The sequence below is a fragment of the Fredinandcohnia onubensis genome (assembly GCF_002734285.1).
Taxonomy (GTDB): domain Bacteria; phylum Bacillota; class Bacilli; order Bacillales; family Bacillaceae_L; genus Ferdinandcohnia; species Ferdinandcohnia onubensis_A.
In genome coordinates this window covers 56,870-71,936 of sequence record NZ_NSEA01000007.1, presented here as the reverse complement: position 1 = coordinate 71,936, position 15,067 = coordinate 56,870, and the positions used below count along the sequence as shown (strand labels likewise).

Annotated in this window: 14 protein-coding genes; 5 read left to right on the top strand and 9 right to left on the bottom strand. The window is 37.9% G+C overall.

Going from position 1 to position 15,067, the window contains the following annotated elements; translation table 11 throughout:
• Positions 1-351 precede the first annotated feature (351 nt).
• Positions 352-1,845 (bottom strand): peptide MFS transporter, encoded by a 1,494-nt coding sequence (locus tag CKJ95_RS07825; RefSeq protein ID WP_099352852.1) that lies wholly within the window; start codon positions 1,843-1,845, stop codon positions 352-354.
• Positions 1,846-2,052: 207 nt separating this feature from the next.
• Positions 2,053-2,418 carry a DoxX family protein gene (locus CKJ95_RS07820; protein WP_099352851.1) on the bottom strand — a complete coding sequence of 122 codons (366 nt, stop codon included), beginning with the start codon at positions 2,416-2,418 and terminating at the stop codon, positions 2,053-2,055.
• Positions 2,419-2,578: 160 nt separating this feature from the next.
• Here CKJ95_RS07820 and CKJ95_RS07815 point away from each other — a divergent pair, with 160 nt between their 5' ends.
• The gene (locus CKJ95_RS07815; protein ID WP_099352850.1) at positions 2,579-3,952 is read left to right on the top strand and encodes a TolB family protein; all 1,374 of its coding nucleotides are present in this window, start codon (positions 2,579-2,581) and stop codon (positions 3,950-3,952) included.
• Positions 3,953-3,985: 33 nt separating this feature from the next.
• Here the strand turns inward: CKJ95_RS07815 and CKJ95_RS23305 are convergent, their stop codons facing one another.
• The 3 genes from CKJ95_RS23305 to CKJ95_RS07805 form a co-directional block, all read right to left on the bottom strand.
• Positions 3,986-4,162, bottom strand: coding sequence for an SE1832 family protein (locus CKJ95_RS23305; RefSeq protein ID WP_180271311.1), 177 nt, complete (start codon positions 4,160-4,162; stop codon positions 3,986-3,988).
• A 57-nt stretch (positions 4,163-4,219) separates the two neighbouring features.
• Complete coding sequence (locus tag CKJ95_RS07810; RefSeq protein ID WP_099352849.1) at positions 4,220-5,473, bottom strand: MFS transporter; 1,254 nt, start codon at positions 5,471-5,473, stop codon at positions 4,220-4,222.
• A gap of 103 nt (positions 5,474-5,576) precedes the next feature.
• Positions 5,577-6,923, bottom strand: a complete 1,347-nt coding sequence (locus CKJ95_RS07805; RefSeq protein ID WP_099352848.1) for an alkaline phosphatase family protein — start codon at positions 6,921-6,923, stop codon at positions 5,577-5,579.
• Between the two features lie 166 nt (positions 6,924-7,089).
• On the opposite strand from CKJ95_RS07805, the gene CKJ95_RS07800 reads away from it, so the two are divergent.
• The 4 genes from CKJ95_RS07800 (at position 7,090) to CKJ95_RS07785 (ending at position 11,826) form a co-directional block, all read left to right on the top strand.
• A complete protein-coding gene (locus tag CKJ95_RS07800; RefSeq protein WP_099352847.1) occupies positions 7,090-8,454 on the top strand; it encodes an MATE family efflux transporter in 1,365 nt (454 codons plus the stop codon).
• A 138-nt stretch (positions 8,455-8,592) separates the two neighbouring features.
• Positions 8,593-9,918 carry a UDP-glucose dehydrogenase family protein gene (locus CKJ95_RS07795; RefSeq protein ID WP_099352846.1) on the top strand — a complete coding sequence of 442 codons (1,326 nt, stop codon included), beginning with the start codon at positions 8,593-8,595 and terminating at the stop codon, positions 9,916-9,918.
• A gap of 21 nt (positions 9,919-9,939) precedes the next feature.
• The gene (locus CKJ95_RS07790; protein ID WP_099352845.1) at positions 9,940-10,500 is read left to right on the top strand and encodes a phosphatase PAP2 family protein; all 561 of its coding nucleotides are present in this window, start codon (positions 9,940-9,942) and stop codon (positions 10,498-10,500) included.
• 183 nt (positions 10,501-10,683) lie between these two features.
• On the top strand, positions 10,684-11,826 hold the full coding sequence (locus tag CKJ95_RS07785; RefSeq protein WP_099352844.1) for a glycosyltransferase family 4 protein: 1,143 nt from the start codon (positions 10,684-10,686) through the stop codon (positions 11,824-11,826).
• 36 nt (positions 11,827-11,862) lie between these two features.
• Here CKJ95_RS07785 and CKJ95_RS07780 read toward each other — a convergent pair whose 3' ends face one another.
• The 4 genes from CKJ95_RS07780 to CKJ95_RS07765 are packed head-to-tail and all read right to left on the bottom strand — an operon-like array spanning position 11,863 to position 14,554.
• Entirely contained in the window at positions 11,863-12,561 is a 699-nt protein-coding gene (locus tag CKJ95_RS07780; RefSeq protein WP_099352843.1) for a hypothetical protein, read from the bottom strand.
• Positions 12,561-13,289, bottom strand: a complete 729-nt coding sequence (locus tag CKJ95_RS07775; protein ID WP_099352842.1) for a hypothetical protein — start codon at positions 13,287-13,289, stop codon at positions 12,561-12,563. Before CKJ95_RS07775 ends, CKJ95_RS07780 begins: the two co-directional genes overlap by 1 nt.
• Complete coding sequence (locus CKJ95_RS07770; RefSeq protein ID WP_099352841.1) at positions 13,276-14,172, bottom strand: ABC transporter ATP-binding protein; 897 nt, start codon at positions 14,170-14,172, stop codon at positions 13,276-13,278. Before CKJ95_RS07770 ends, CKJ95_RS07775 begins: the two co-directional genes overlap by 14 nt.
• Entirely contained in the window at positions 14,159-14,554 is a 396-nt protein-coding gene (locus tag CKJ95_RS07765) for a GntR family transcriptional regulator (protein ID WP_099352840.1), read from the bottom strand. Before CKJ95_RS07765 ends, CKJ95_RS07770 begins: the two co-directional genes overlap by 14 nt.
• Between the last annotated feature and the right edge of the window lie 513 nt (positions 14,555-15,067).

Below are 15,067 nucleotides of genomic sequence, written 5' to 3'. Positions count from 1 at the left end.
AGAAAACGGGGTTGATTCTGACAGCGCGAGAGGAAAAAACAAAGAGTGAGTCAGAAACCAGGTGTGATTCTGACAGTATGAGGGGGAAAAGGCAGGGAGCGAGTCGGAAACCAAGGTTGATTCTGACAGCGTGAACCAGAAAAGGCAAAGAGTGAGTCAGAAAACAGGTGTGATTCTGACGCATGAAATAAAAAAAGAAAAAGTGAGTCCAATTAGAAATTGCAATTCGTACAATACTACTTGAGGTTAGCCTCGTAATAGAGTATTCTTCATTAATAAAAAAAGTAGCGTGAGTTAACTCTCACGCTACTTAATATATCGCTTTATTTTTTAATTAGTCAGAACTAATTATTAGTTTACACCCTTCATGAACTTTTGAATTTTAGGTGATACGAATAATAGGATAATACCTAAAACGATAGATGCCCCACCAATTATTCCAAAATAAGTCATTTCTGTTTCAGGTGTATAGAATTTAACAAGTTGTGCGTTAAGTGCTTGTGCAGCAGCGTTTGAAAGCATCCATAAACTCATCATCTGAGCAGTAAACGCTGCAGGAGCTAATTTTGTTGTAGCGGAAAGTCCGACAGGTGAAATTAATAATTCCCCAATAACAACAATGAAATAACTTAGCACTAACCAAAGTGGATTAACTAATGCATCTGTTCCACCCAAATATGCTGGTAATAGAATCACAAGGAAAGAAAGACCAGCAAAAAGCAAACCTAATGAGAATTTTTTCGGAACAGAAGGTTGGCGATCTCCAAGCTTTACCCATAGCCATGCAAATACAGGCGCAAACATAATAATAAATAATGGGTTTAACGATTGGAACCAAGCAGGTGAAATATCAAAACCAGCAAATTGTAACTGTGTACGTGTATCTGCATAATTGGCAAGAATCGTTGCTCCTTGTTCTTGAATTGACCAGAACATAACGGCAGCTAAGAATAAAGGAATATACGCTAAAACTCTTGAACGCTCAACATCTGATGTTTTTGAACTACGATACATCGTAACAAAATAAATTGTAGGAATTAAGAAACCTAATATACCAATAAGTGCGATAAATGAATCAAATGTTAGGAAACCTGCTGGAATTCCAACTGCAATTAAAATCGCAACTACAATTATACCAACAGAAATCTGTGTATACACTTTTTTCTTTTCATTCGGTGCAAGTGGATTTGGAACAATTGTGCCTGCAAGACCAAGATTCTTTTTCTTTGTGAAAACAAAGAATAGTAATCCGAAGAACATCCCGATTGCAGCAATTGCGAAGCCCCAATGGAAATTATGCTTTAATCCAACTTCACCTACGATAAGTGGAGCAATGAATCCACCGAGGTTAATACTCATATAGAAGATACTAAATCCTGCATCACGACGTGTATCTTTTTCACTATAAATTTCCCCAACAACACTCGAAACGTTAGGTTTTAGTAAACCTGTACCAAGGACAATCAGAACCATTGACACAAAGAATAGTGAGATGGTACCAGGAATCGCAAGAGCAATATGACCTAGCATGATTAAAATTCCACCATAAAATACCGCTTTAGAAGTACCAAAGATTCGGTCTGCTAACCATCCACCGATAACCCCTGACATATAAACAAGTGACCCATAAATAGACATAATCGCCATAGCTGTATGTTGATCAAGTCCAAGGCCTCCATCAGATACCTCATAATACATATAGAATAATAGAATGGCTCTCATACCATAATATGAGAATCGCTCCCAGAATTCCGTGAAGAAAAGAGTGAATAGTCCTTTAGGATGTCCGAAGAATCCCTTTTGAGGAACACTGTCCACAATTTTCTGTCTATTATAGCCTGACATAACATAACCTCCAAAATAGTATATTGGTATAATAATTGAAATTGTTTCACTATGTCAAACATAAGAAAATTCTGAGTTGGGTCAATACTTTATAAGGTTTTAAATCTTATATTAATTGAAAAGGCTTTTTGGAATCATTATATTAAAAAAATAAACAGATTGCGTTTGCAATCTGTTTAATATTTCCACTCAAGGATAATTTCGTAATTATTTATGGTGTGATTTATAAAGAATGTATAATAATGCCAGTAATACAATATCAAGTCTTACAGCAAAGGCAAATTGTAGAAAGCCTGTATGTAGGATGGGAATTTTAACTAAAAGGATTGCTGCAAGGATTATGACAAGTAATGGAATCGTTGCTTTTTTAACTTCCTTATTGAGGGCAAGAAGGATCCCACAAACGATTTCAAGAATAGCGACAACATACATGATAAGTTCCGGTGCAGGTAATGGTAGATTTAGAAAGATGGAGCTTAGTTCACTGCTAAGAAGCTTCATTGTCCCAGATGTAATAAATACAAATGCTACTACATAGCGTATTAGTTTCATAGTAGAAAATGTTTGATTCATTTTACTCTCCTCCTTTTCTATAACTCTATGGCTGGAGAGGACAAACTATTCTCGTGTAATGTGCGTAAATAATATATAGACGAAAAGTAGTAAAGATGAACCTATTTAAGCTGTATGAATAAAATAGGCAAAAGACATCTATAGATAGGAGGTTTGTCTTTTGTCTGTAAATTACAGAGTACGACCAACTGGAATTATCGCTTATACTGCAGGTCGTGTAGGGCAATATGATATATGGCTTTTTCATGTTCAAAGTGGAAATCGGGTACAGCTTACAAACGGATTAGCCGATTCCTTTACAAAGCCTATTTGGTCAGGTGATAATCGAAAAATCGCTTTTGTAGGAAAAAATCGGATCGTGTATGTGATTAATCTTTCAACTGGCAAAATAGCAGCTATTGACCAAATTGATCCTGATGAGGACATTACACTTGATTGGGCTCCAAATCATCGGATTCTAGCCTATACAACGCGAAACAACATTATGATGTATGATGTTTTGACCCATCGTGCAACAAGTATTTCAGAACCAGGAGCTTCAGATGCACAGTGGTTTCCAAGCGGGCGAGAGCTATTGTTTCAAGGACTAGACTCTTCAGGTAATCAGCAACTATTCCGAATTGCGACAAATGGATCTGGGAGGAGGCAAATTACAATTAATACAGAAGGTCCATTAAATGAAGTTTCCCTCTCACCAGACGGAACATTTGTCCTTTATACAACACCAGGAGTTAGTATTTCACTTATCCGTACAGTGGATGTGACATCAGGTGAAGTGTACGAAATTCAGGGTGGAGAACAAGCAAAAAATTATTATCCAACATGGTCTCCGAACTCTCAGATGATCGCATTTAGTGCGACTGCTTATAGGGAAGGTACAGGTTATTATAATCAAATTCGTATAGTTGGAAAACGCGGAGACAATGAACGAATTCTTACAACATCTTCTTGTTTTGCAACACCGGTTACATGGTCTCAAGATTCCCGAGCTATTGCTTATTTATCAGGTTGCTCAGAACAAGAATTTGCAACTGAAATGTGGTTGGTAGCCATACAAAATCCAAATCCTGTCATTCTTACGAGGGAACCTCAAATTGTAAATCTAAGCTGGTCTTCAGGGATTTTTCTTCCTACAGGCGGGGTCTATACAAATGAAACGTATAGAGTTCGTTTCCAATATCCATCACACTGGCAGCAGGTAGATACGGAGAGATATGAGGGAGCTGATGGTTTCTTTCAAATTTCAGCAATCAGTGGTGGGGACGATATTCATGAAGTCTGTAGGGGAGAAGCATTCCACCAATTAATGCCATATGGTTCATCACCTCGCATTTTTCACACTAGAATTCGTGGACAAGAGGCTTGTCTGATCTATCCATCTTCAGACCAACCACCTGAAATGAACCGTCAGGCAGCTGCAATTGTCAGATATCCTACCCCTGTTCAAATTGAAGGTTCAACCTATAATTACTTCATTTTATGGGCGGATGAAGCCCATCTGAATCCAATTGCAAGAACCATTACGTTTATATAAAAAAGGGTTGCAACCACTTGGTTGCAACTCCTTTTACAATTCGCGCAATTTTCTAGAAAGGGTGCTAATCTCATCCTCAATTTCAGCTATTTGACGTTCCAATGGAGAGATATTGCCATTCACAGAATCTAACTTTTCTAAATCATTTTGAAGGCGTACATAGTCTAATTTTAGCTCCCGAATTTTGTATTCAAGTTCTTTCTTATCCATTATTTATCCCCATTTCTCATGTTTTTTTCATTATAACATTGAGAATGAGGATTTGCTTTACTTAACCTCACTAGGTTCCGGAACTCGTGTTAACACGATAAAACCAATAATAAAGAGGATAACTAAGCTGAAAACACCCATATTGGAATGACCTGTCATTTGAGCGGTTACCCCGACTAGTAACGGACCCATAATGGATGCGAACTTTCCAAAGATATTATAAAACCCAAAAAACTCATTTGCCTTTTGTTTAGGGACAAGCTTTGCAAAATAAGAGCGGCTTAATGCCTGAATTCCTCCCTGTGAAGTGGCAACAAGCATGGCGAGGATCCAGAAATCAAGAGTCGTTTTTAAGAAAAAGGCATACACACAGACAATGATATAAACGAAAATGCCGACATACAACATCTTTTTACCTGTGAATTTTTGTGCCAATCGACCGTAAAGGACCGCGAAAGGTGCAGCCACGACCTGAGTCACAAATAACACAATTAATAAATTTGTAGCACTGATTCCAAGGTCTGTTCCATATGCTGTTGACATGGAAATAACTGTACCAACCCCGTCGATATAAAAGAAGTAAGCAACTAAGAACAAAAACACAGCTCGGTATTTTTTGATTTCCTTAAAGGTTGTTCCAAGTCGTTTGAAACTACTGGCGATCGGATTAGGTTCTCGTTCAATGTAATAGCGTTGATGCACATTTTTAAATAATGGGATGGAAAAAAGGCCCCACCAAACGGCTGTAATGATAAATGCTATTTTGCTAGCAACCGTTGCTGAAATCGGTAGAATTTCTTTTTGTGCAAGAAGGATAATGGCGATTGCAAGTAAAAACGGAATGGTACTACCGATATAGCCTAACCCATATCCACGTGCAGAAACACGGTCCATTTTATCTTCGGTTGTGACGTCAACTAGAAAGGCATCATAGAAAACATTGGCCCCTGTTGAACCTAAGGCAGCAAACGTATAAACAATTAATAAGAGCAACCAATTATCACTCGGTACAAAAGCTAATAAGGCCGTTGCCGAAACGCCTAATGCAAAGAAGAAAGTGAAAAATTTCTTTTTGTAGCCTTGATAATCTGCGATTGTTCCTAAAATGGGTCCAATCATCGCTAAGATAAAGGTAAAAATGGCGATTGTATAGCCGAGATATGCTGTCGAATCTGCAGCATTCACACCAGCATTTGTTGCAGCAGCCTTGTAAAAAATCGGAAAAACAGCCGTTGTAATAATAATTGAATAAGCAGAATTGGCCCAATCATAATACATCCAACTCGATTCCTCTTTCGTAAACGACCTCATCCCATAACCCCCTTTAAATTTAATCAAATGTTTTGTGAAACCAGAGGGACGGTTCTTGTGGTCCCACTTAAAGTGTCCTACTCTCAGGTCACCTATAAACAATTTATAAGGAACCAGGAGAACCGTCCCCATGGTCCGCACCATGGTCCGCTAATAGTTCCTCAATCACACGACCGTCTGTTTTTCCTAAATCTAGGCCTAATAGTCTGGCAAATGTTGGCCCTTCGTCTACTAGATGCATTGCTGGTATTTCGATGTTTGGACGAATTCCTTTTCCGGAGGCAATGAGGACGGTTGTGTAGTTCTCCTTTTCCGGTGAGTAGCCATGGCTTGCGAAGGTATAGCGTTTTTCGCGTACATCTTCAACTTGAATTTCATCGATATACTCACCATCTAGCTGCTCCTTGAAATAGTAGCCAAGCCGTGCTTCAATCATGAACGCAGCATTGTCATCTGCCCCTTTTTCCTTCGCTTCACTACTTGAAAGAATTCGTTCGATTCCGTTGTCCTCATGTTCAATTAGCTCTGTTAAAAGGGTTCTAATCTGTTCTTTTGTGTTTGTATCGTTTTTCTCTTTAAGATAAATATATGCAGAGCCATCACAGCTTTTGCAGTATGCCTTCCAATCTATTACTTTACCATCTGTGTTTACAGTAATAAGCCCTGACTTCCTAAATAAAACATTCAGCTTAACCGCCCTGGATTCATCCAATGCACTATGGTCACCTAATGCAATGATTGTTGTTTTTTCATAGATTCCACTTTCTTTTAGTGCATTCATGATCCTGCCTAGTCTTTCATCATGGCGTCGAAGGGCTGCCATTGCTTCATCAGATGAAAATCCATGATAATGGCGTTGTGAATCCAAGTCGACAAAATGGACAAGCATTAGATTCGGCTTTCTCGTTTTAATGGTTTCAACGGTTGACTCAAGTACGAAATCATCGAGCTCAGGTTGATTAAGCCCATTACGAAGATGTCCAAACTTCCGATTCATGTCTAATTGATATAGCGGACTGCCATTAAATAAAGAAACAAAGATTTGATTATGCCAAGGACGATTTGCAAAAATCTCTGGCATATTGTAATCGATTTTTGCCTTTGCAGTAACGGGCCATAAAAGGGCAGCAGTCTTCATCCCAGCCTTTTTAGCTTCATCGTAAAGGGTCGTTCCTTTCACATGTTGTCTGTGCCAATACCAATCTGGCGATAGGCGACCAGGCTGAAGAAATGTGTTATTCACGATTCCATGATTTTTTGGATATCTCCCAGTCACTATTGTTGCATGGCATGGATAGGTTACAGAAGGATAGATGGTTTCAACATTCCTGCAAAACGATGCATGCTCTAGTAGTTTCTTAAAATTGGGAAGCTCTTTAATAATTGGAAAATCAAGTGATGATAAGCAGTCAAATGAGATGACCAGTAAATATTCTGTGAGTCGTGACATATGGACCTCCATCCTACGAAAGTCTTCTAATCTACTTACAATATAACAGAAAATTGGCAATTAAAATATGAAAACAATGTAAAGACAAAGTAAAAATGTATTCATTTCAATGTGAGATGGAATATAATTATGGTTATGTGTTCGATTTTGCTGAAGGAGAAAAATCATGTACGAAACAAACACCATTCGAGAAAAAATAAAATTGATTTTTATTATGCTGATTCCCATTTTAATCACACAGTTAAGTATGTTTTCCATGGTATTTTTTAATACAATTATGACTGGTAGATTTAATTCTTCTGATCTGGCCGGGGTTGCGATCGGTTCATCCATTTGGAATCCGATTTTTACAGGGATAAGTGCCATTTTGCTTGCAGTCTCACCTATTGCTGCGCAAAAATTTGGTGAAAAGAAAAGTAATGAAGTATCGACAGTTGTTTCAAGTGGGATCTATTTAAGCTTCATTATTGGATTTGTGGTTATTCTTGCAGGGGTTCTCTTTTTAAATCCATTGTTATCTATAATGAATTTGCAAGAAAGTGTTCATCAGACGGCACATGACTACTTAGTTGGATTGAGCTTTGGAATCATTCCGTTGTTCATCTTTAATGTACTGCGGTCATTTATCTATGCATTAGGGATTACAAGAGTCGTTATGTTTGTTTTATTGGTATCTGTACCTATTAATCTATTCTTAAATTATGTGTTAATCTTTGGTGCTTGGGGCTTTCCAGCACTGGGTGGTGGGGGAGCTGGTTTAGCGACTTCCATTACGTATTGGGTGATTGTTGGGATAACAGCTTTTATCGTCATTACAAAGGACCCATTTTCTTCCTATAAAGTATTTGTGGGACTTAGCGGTTTTACAATAAAAGAAAGTAAGGAGATTTTAAAAATTGGTATCCCGATGGGGTTATCCACTTTTTTTGAAACAAGTATGTTTGCCGTTGTAACGATTTTAATTAGTAAATTTTCAGTAACAACCGTTGCAGCCTATCAATCTGCACTGAATATTGTTTCGTTCCTCTATATGATTCCCGTGAGTATTTCAATGGCGTTAACCGTTCTGGTTGGATTTGAGGTAGGTGCGAAGCGTTTTAAAGATGCGAAAATTTATAGTTGGCTTGGGATCGCTCTTTCAATGATCATTGCGCTTATAACTGGGCTCTTTGTGATTGTCTTCCGCTTTGAAGTGGCGGGACTTTATTCTACAGAGACAGCGGTCATCACATTAACAGCTCAATTCCTAATTTACGCTTTATTCTTCCAGGTATCCGATGCCATTCAAGCAACTGCACAGGCTGCGCTTAGGGGATACAAGGATGTCAATATTGCATTCGTAATGACGTTGATCGCCTATTGGCTCATCTGCTTACCTGCTGGCTGGGGGCTCGCTCATTTCACGGATTTAGGAGCTGCCGGTTACTGGCTTGGCTTGACATTTGGCTTACTTGCAGCCGGTGTCGGGTTATCAGCAAGACTCATTCACATTCAACGTACTCGCTTTGCGGGGGAAAAGAGGGTTGGTTAACAAAAAGGAAGGGGGCTCCCCCTTCCTTTTTTTCATACCTAGATCCTACACCAAACCTTTACAATTTCTTAACCCTGGCTAAATTAAATAATCGCAACTTTTCGATAAGATGAAGTAAAAGGCTAATGGAGGGGTTAGATGAAGATTACGGTTGCAGGTGCAGGGTATGTGGGGCTAGTTACAAGTGTTTGTTTAGCTGAAATTGGGCATGAAGTCATTTGCATAGATATCCAAGCTGACAAAATAGCAAAGCTGCAAGAAGGGTATTCTCCCATCTATGAACCAGAATTAGAGCCACTTCTACAGAAAAACCTGATAGAAGGGAGGCTTTATTTTACGACAAATCCTCGTTACGCCTACACCCAGGCTGATCTTATTTTTATCGCAGTCGGTACTCCACAAAATGAGGATGGTACTGCAAATCTTACTTATGTCTATGATGTTATGGAAACAATCGCAGTTCATATTGAGAAAGATGTAATCATATGCACAAAAAGCACCGTTCCTGTGGGAACAAATGAAAAAATGAAACGAATCATTGATTCTAAAAAGCTTCCAAATCTTAAGGTAGAGATCGTTTCGAATCCAGAATTCCTTCGTGAAGGATCCGCTGTTTTTGATTTTTTCTATGGAGATCGTATTGTGATTGGAGCAGATAACGATGAGGTTGCAACAGTACTCGAAAGAATCTATCTCCCTCTAAAAATACCAATCGTTAAAACAGATATAAACAGTGCAGAAATGATTAAATATGCATCAAATGCCTTTCTTGCAACAAAAATAAGTTTCATAAATGAGATTGCTAGAATGTGTGAGAAGGTAGGCGCAAATATTGATGATGTGACGTACGGAATTGGGAAGGACCAACGGATTGGATCTTATTTCTTAAAAGCGGGGCTTGGCTATGGAGGTTCCTGTTTTCCAAAAGATACAAGAGCACTAATGCATACCTCAGGAAGTTTGGGACATCATTTTGAATTACTCGAAGCTGTTATTGGAGTAAACAACCGTCAAAAGTCATTTCCTGTTGCGAAGGCAAAAGAGATTTTGAAATCAGTAAAGGGAAGTAGAATTGCTGTTTTAGGTCTTTCTTTCAAACCAGATACTGATGACATTCGGGAAGCAGCCTCACTCACAATTATAAAAGAATTACTGATGAATGGTGCTAGTGTCATGGCGTATGACCCTGTCGCAATTAAAAATGCGAAAGAAATGTTTGGAAATGCCATCGACTACACGGATGACATTTCAAGAGCAATTCAAGGGGCCGACCTAGCAATCATTACTACAGAATGGGAGCAAATTAAACAATATCCCTTACACCTATACAGCTTATATATGAATGAACCGAAAGTGATTGACGGAAGAAATTGCTACTCACTAGAAGAGGTACAGAAATATCCACTGTTATATGTCTCGGTTGGCAGACCCAAAGTGGTCAATACGTTAACAAAAAGGCTGTAAAACTAAGGGGAGATTTGAATCATGAAGCTTTTTCTTTCTATCTATAATGCGGATTGCCGAATTTTTCAAAAGGTAAACCAACATTATGATAAAAAACTGCTCCATTTTTTCTTTACTAGAATCACATTTCTAGGCGGTGCTACTTTTACAATAGTAACTTGTCTTGCATTAGCTTTTTTAACAACAAATCAGTCAAGGTTAACGGCGACGGCTAGTGCACTTTCCCTAGCCATTAGTCATATACCCGTTCAGGTCATAAAGAAACTGTACCCTAGGAAAAGACCCTATTTAATCTTGGAAAAATCAAAATTTCCTATAAAAGCATTAACAGATCACTCTTTTCCTTCTGGACATACAACGGCTATTTTTTCAGTTATTATTCCATTTATTTTATATATACCAACTCTTTCAATCGTCCTTCTCCCAATCGGAATTTGTGTTGGGATGTCAAGAATCTTCCTAGGGTTACATTATCCTTCTGACGTAATGGTCGGTGGAATTCTAGGAACCACAGCTGGGATTATTAGCTTTTCTTTGGTTAATCAATTAACTTTATTCAGCGGTAATTCCCTACTTTTATAAGTGGGGTATGAATGCAAAAGAGAAAACTTAACTCAGTCGGGATTCTAACTCCGGCTGAATAAAGTTAATGCCTCCGGCGGATGCCACAGATTTTCAAAGGAAGTTTTTCGAGCAAGCTCGAAAAAATCTGGGCGCAAATACGCCAAGGCGCATTTGATTCAATTCTACCTTAAGGGGGATCTTATGAAAATCGCGATATTTACAGATACTTATTATCCAGAGGTAAACGGTGTTGCACGTACATTAAAAAGGTTCACTGATTACTTAAATGAACAAGATATTGAAGTTAAGGTATTTGCTCCAATGTCTGACTCAAAGGAATATGTATCTAGCCATATCCACCGATTTAAAAGCTTGTCCTTTTTCTTGTATCCAGAGTGCAGACTTGCATTTCCAAATATGCACAAAATTCGTGCGGAGTTAGAACGATTTGCACCCGATATCATACATGTAGCGACACCTTTCAATATTGGCTGGTGTGGAAGTTATTATGCAAAGAAGTTAAATATTCCGCTAGTAGGCTCCTATCATACAGATTTTGATTATTACCTACAATATTATGATTTGCAATTTTTATCCAATCCGTTATGGTCTTATATGAAATGGTTTCATCGGCCATTTCAAAAGCTGTATGTTCCATCACTTGTGACAAAAAATCAGCTTGAAGACAAAGGGTTTTCAGATATAGAAATATGGACTCATGGGGTTGATTGCGAATTATTCAATCCTTACTATAATAAGAATATTGTTCAAGAAAGATATCAGGTTTCCAAAAAGTTTATGTTAACTTATGTGGGGAGATTAGCGCCGGAAAAAAATGTAGATTTGTTAGTTGAAATGGCTAAGTCTATACCGAAAGAGTGGAGCGAACAGATTCAATGGGTAATCGTTGGCGATGGACCTTCGCGCAGCAAAATGGAGGATGTAGCGCCATCAAATATGACTTTTACAGGCTTTTTAAAGGGTGAGGAATTGGCAGAGGTGTATGCTGCATCGGATTTGTTTATCTTCCCGTCTTCTTCTGAAACCTTTGGAAATGTCGTACTTGAAGCACTGGCAAGTGGTACACCAGTTGTTGGGGTGAATGCAGGAGGCGTCAGGAATATTGTTCAAGAAGGAATTACAGGTTATTTGTGTGAACCTAGTCAATCCACTGAAATGATGAATACCATTCAACAACTGTTAGAAAATGACAGGGTGCGAAATCGAATGGGCTTGGAAGGAAGAAAATATGCACTATCCCAAAAATGGGATGTAATTTTTGAAAATCTGCTTTATAGCTATTCAACCGTATTGAACGATCCGAGTAAACAAAAATATGCCTGACAAAAAGGAAGGGAGAGCCCTTCCTTTTTTGTGGACTTATTCTCCGAGAAAGTTAACAAATTCGCTCCCTGTTAACTCGAGGTTCTTCGGAACTCTGATTAAAAGAAAATCATAATTTAGTGGCTTATCATCGCTGAACCTATTATCAAATTCATCCATAATGCCGCCACCTTTAAACTGCGAGATTACAAAATCATTATGAAAGCTATTTAGTTTAATCGAATAATCCATTGGAGAAATGACTAGCAAATGGTTATTTTCAATCGAAACGGTGGGTGATGGAATTTCTTCATAAAAATCGTAACTGTTGAAATTTGTATTTGCTACATAATAGATTACTTCAATAATGTTATCGTCATTTTCGTTACGGTCAAAAACGGTCTGCATGTTTAGATTGTCTAGTGGTTTAATATTAAGTTCGTCTTGATCAAATGGAATTTCCCATTTTTCTTTTTCTCTTATGGCTTCAAAATTTTCAATTTCACCTTGTTGAATCGCTTGATTTATTTGCTCATATGTCAAATCTTGAGTACTATTTTCAGCTGTTTCAAAGCTGGATGAAGGGATACAATAATAAACAATCACAGACGCTGTTAACATGATTAAATATGTTCCTAGTAAAATTTTTGTACTCTTTACACCTTTGAACTTTTTACCAAAAAATACAGATATTAATATAATCGCAAGGATAAATAAAATAATGATAGGAAGTATCAATGTACCGATTGCTGACATTATTTTCGAACCTCCAATCGATTCGTTGCAGCTATTACAATCCACATCATAACTGCGACTGTAACAACAATCTTGAGTGTAAATACAAAGATAGAAGACTCATGTGCAAAAAACGTAAACCCTGTAAACGTGTCAAATGATCGTATTTCATAAATAGCCCAACTAATTACAAGGGCAGGAATCGCAAAGGCAAAAAGTTTGTTTAGTTGCGTAAACATCCCGATGAGATAACCAAGTGTTGCAAACAAAAGCAGATATAATGTACCGATATATATGCCAACTAGCATATCAGAGAATGGGAGGAAAAAATGGTTCGCAATAATCTTATTGCTTCCATTGAAATACAAGATTACCCGTAAAAGAATCCCAGCAAAAGTGGAAGTGATACTGGCAATAAATGAATAAATGACCAACATTCCAATAGTTGAAAGATGACTACTCATTCTGTTTGTTACAAATGAAAAATCGATATAATAATAGGGTTTTGTGGATAGAGTGATTGCAGTAATAACAGCCCAAAAGGCAGTAAAAACAAAAATCATGCTCCCGGAGTAACTGGATATCGATACATTCCCACCAAGCCCCATTTGTCCAACTCCATTAAAAGAAAACAAAAGCGCAATCGCCTGGACAGTTGCAAGGCTTGTAAACGTACCATAATAAGCCTTTACCTTAAAAAATAGCTGCTTTTTTACGATATCAAGTAAACTAGCATTAGTTAAATACATCATTTATACCCCCTTTATTCTTTGAGGTGAGATATACACAAAGGTCTTCAGTTGCAACCGGAGTAAGCTCAATTCCGAGTTTCTTCGCTTCCAGCCATGTTGCTTCTGGGTAAACATCCTTTACAACGGAATACGTGTAATCATTCCCGAAATCCTCTACATAAATGACCTCCATACCTTTTGTTACTTTTTCAATGACGGTTGATTTTCCGCGTAGTCCAACTGCAAACTCCTTCAAATCATCAATTGATTCATGGAGCGCAACACTTCCGTTCCGTATGAGAAGAACATTTTCCAAAATACTATCAATCTCGTTTAGCAGGTGGCTAGAAAAGAGGATTGTTCTAGGGTATGCGATGTAATCTTTTAATAACGCCTTGTAAAAATCCTTTCGTATGGCCGCATCCATTCCTGTTGTAGGTTCATCAAAGATTGTAATTGGGCAGCGGGACGAGAGACCGATGATCATATTAAATGTACTTTTCATACCTTTTGAAAGATGATGGTGAAGCTGCTTTGGATTGAAATCGAAATAATCGAATAGCCGTTTTGCCAACTCACCGTCCCAATTAGGGTAGAACTTTGCACTTGCATCTAATAGTTCGGTAAGATTCAGCCAAGGAGGGAAGGCCATATTATCATCAATAAAAATAAGATTGGAAGATATCTTTAAATTATTAAACGGGTCCTCCGAAAAAACACGAACCTCTCCTGAAGAAACTGGGTAAAAACCAGCGATCGTTTTTAAAAGAGTTGTTTTTCCTGCTCCATTTCTACCAATAACCCCCGTTATTGTATTTGGCTCAATTGTAAAAGCCAGATTATCAAATGCTTTAAAGCCTCCGTAGAGTTTAGATACATTTTGAAACTCAATTGCGTTCATCACGATTCCCCCTCTGCCGTTCTTTTTCAGCCTTAATCAAATTGACTAATTCTTCTTCATTGACCCCTAATCGCTCCGACTCCATTACAAGTTCGAAAATGAGATTTTTCATTGTTTGACTTTTCCTTTTCTCTAAAATAAATTGTTTGGCGTTCGGTGTTACAAACATGCCTAAGCCTCGCTTTTTATATAGAATGTTTTCATCTGCAAGGAGGTTGAGTCCCTTTGCAGCAGTAGCAGGATTAATATTGAACATTTCTGCAAGCTGATACTGAGAAAACACCTTGTGATCCTCTGGTATCGCTCCACTTAAGATTTCTGTTTCAATCCATTCTGAAATTTGCACATAGATTGGCTTCGTGCCATCCTGTTTAAACTTCATATAAACACCTCCTTAGGTGATTATGTACCTTAGTGCATTAGTGATATAATGTACTATACTACATGCTATGTAAAATTTCCAGATTATTTACTATAATTTTGAAAAAATGACCATAATTAGGCTAGTAAAGGAAAAAGACCCAAATACATTTTTGAGAACCATAAAAATACGTCTCAAGTCTTAGATTCTTGTAATTTCTAGGTCCATAGTTCGAATACATATCTTATAGTATAGTTAGCTTGAGGAAGAACAAATTGATGAAGAGGAAAAAGATGCGCGAGTGTCGTAGAAATCCTCTTCATTAAGGCGATGAAAGGGAAAACTTTGGATAAATTGCGTGGGAATCCTCTTCATGGAGGCGATGAAGGGGAAAAGGGAGTGCATGTGTCGTGGAAATCCTCCTCATAGAGGTGATGAAGGGGAAAACGTTGGATTGTTTGCGTGGAAATCCTCTTCATAGAGCTGATGAAGGGGAAAACGTTGGATTGTTTGCGTGGAAATCCCCTTCATTAA

Excerpts from the sequence above, each read along its gene's own strand:
- CKJ95_RS07825 (WP_099352852.1), bottom strand. The coding sequence starts at position 1,845 with ATGTCAGGCTATAATAGACAGAAAATTGTGGACAGTGTTCCTCAAAAG.
- CKJ95_RS07820 (WP_099352851.1), bottom strand. The coding sequence starts at position 2,418 with ATGAATCAAACATTTTCTACTATGAAACTAATACGCTATGTAGTAGCA.
- CKJ95_RS23305 (WP_180271311.1), bottom strand. The coding sequence starts at position 4,162 with ATGGATAAGAAAGAACTTGAATACAAAATTCGGGAGCTAAAATTAGAC.
- CKJ95_RS07810 (WP_099352849.1), bottom strand. The coding sequence starts at position 5,473 with ATGAGGTCGTTTACGAAAGAGGAATCGAGTTGGATGTATTATGATTGG.
- CKJ95_RS07805 (WP_099352848.1), bottom strand. The coding sequence starts at position 6,923 with ATGTCACGACTCACAGAATATTTACTGGTCATCTCATTTGACTGCTTA.
- CKJ95_RS07800 (WP_099352847.1), top strand. The coding sequence starts at position 7,090 with ATGTACGAAACAAACACCATTCGAGAAAAAATAAAATTGATTTTTATT.
- CKJ95_RS07795 (WP_099352846.1), top strand. The coding sequence starts at position 8,593 with ATGAAGATTACGGTTGCAGGTGCAGGGTATGTGGGGCTAGTTACAAGT.
- CKJ95_RS07790 (WP_099352845.1), top strand. The coding sequence starts at position 9,940 with ATGAAGCTTTTTCTTTCTATCTATAATGCGGATTGCCGAATTTTTCAA.
- CKJ95_RS07785 (WP_099352844.1), top strand. The coding sequence starts at position 10,684 with ATGAAAATCGCGATATTTACAGATACTTATTATCCAGAGGTAAACGGT.
- CKJ95_RS07780 (WP_099352843.1), bottom strand. The coding sequence starts at position 12,561 with ATGTCAGCAATCGGTACATTGATACTTCCTATCATTATTTTATTTATC.
- CKJ95_RS07775 (WP_099352842.1), bottom strand. The coding sequence starts at position 13,289 with ATGTATTTAACTAATGCTAGTTTACTTGATATCGTAAAAAAGCAGCTA.
- CKJ95_RS07770 (WP_099352841.1), bottom strand. The coding sequence starts at position 14,172 with ATGAACGCAATTGAGTTTCAAAATGTATCTAAACTCTACGGAGGCTTT.
- CKJ95_RS07765 (WP_099352840.1), bottom strand. The coding sequence starts at position 14,554 with ATGAAGTTTAAACAGGATGGCACGAAGCCAATCTATGTGCAAATTTCA.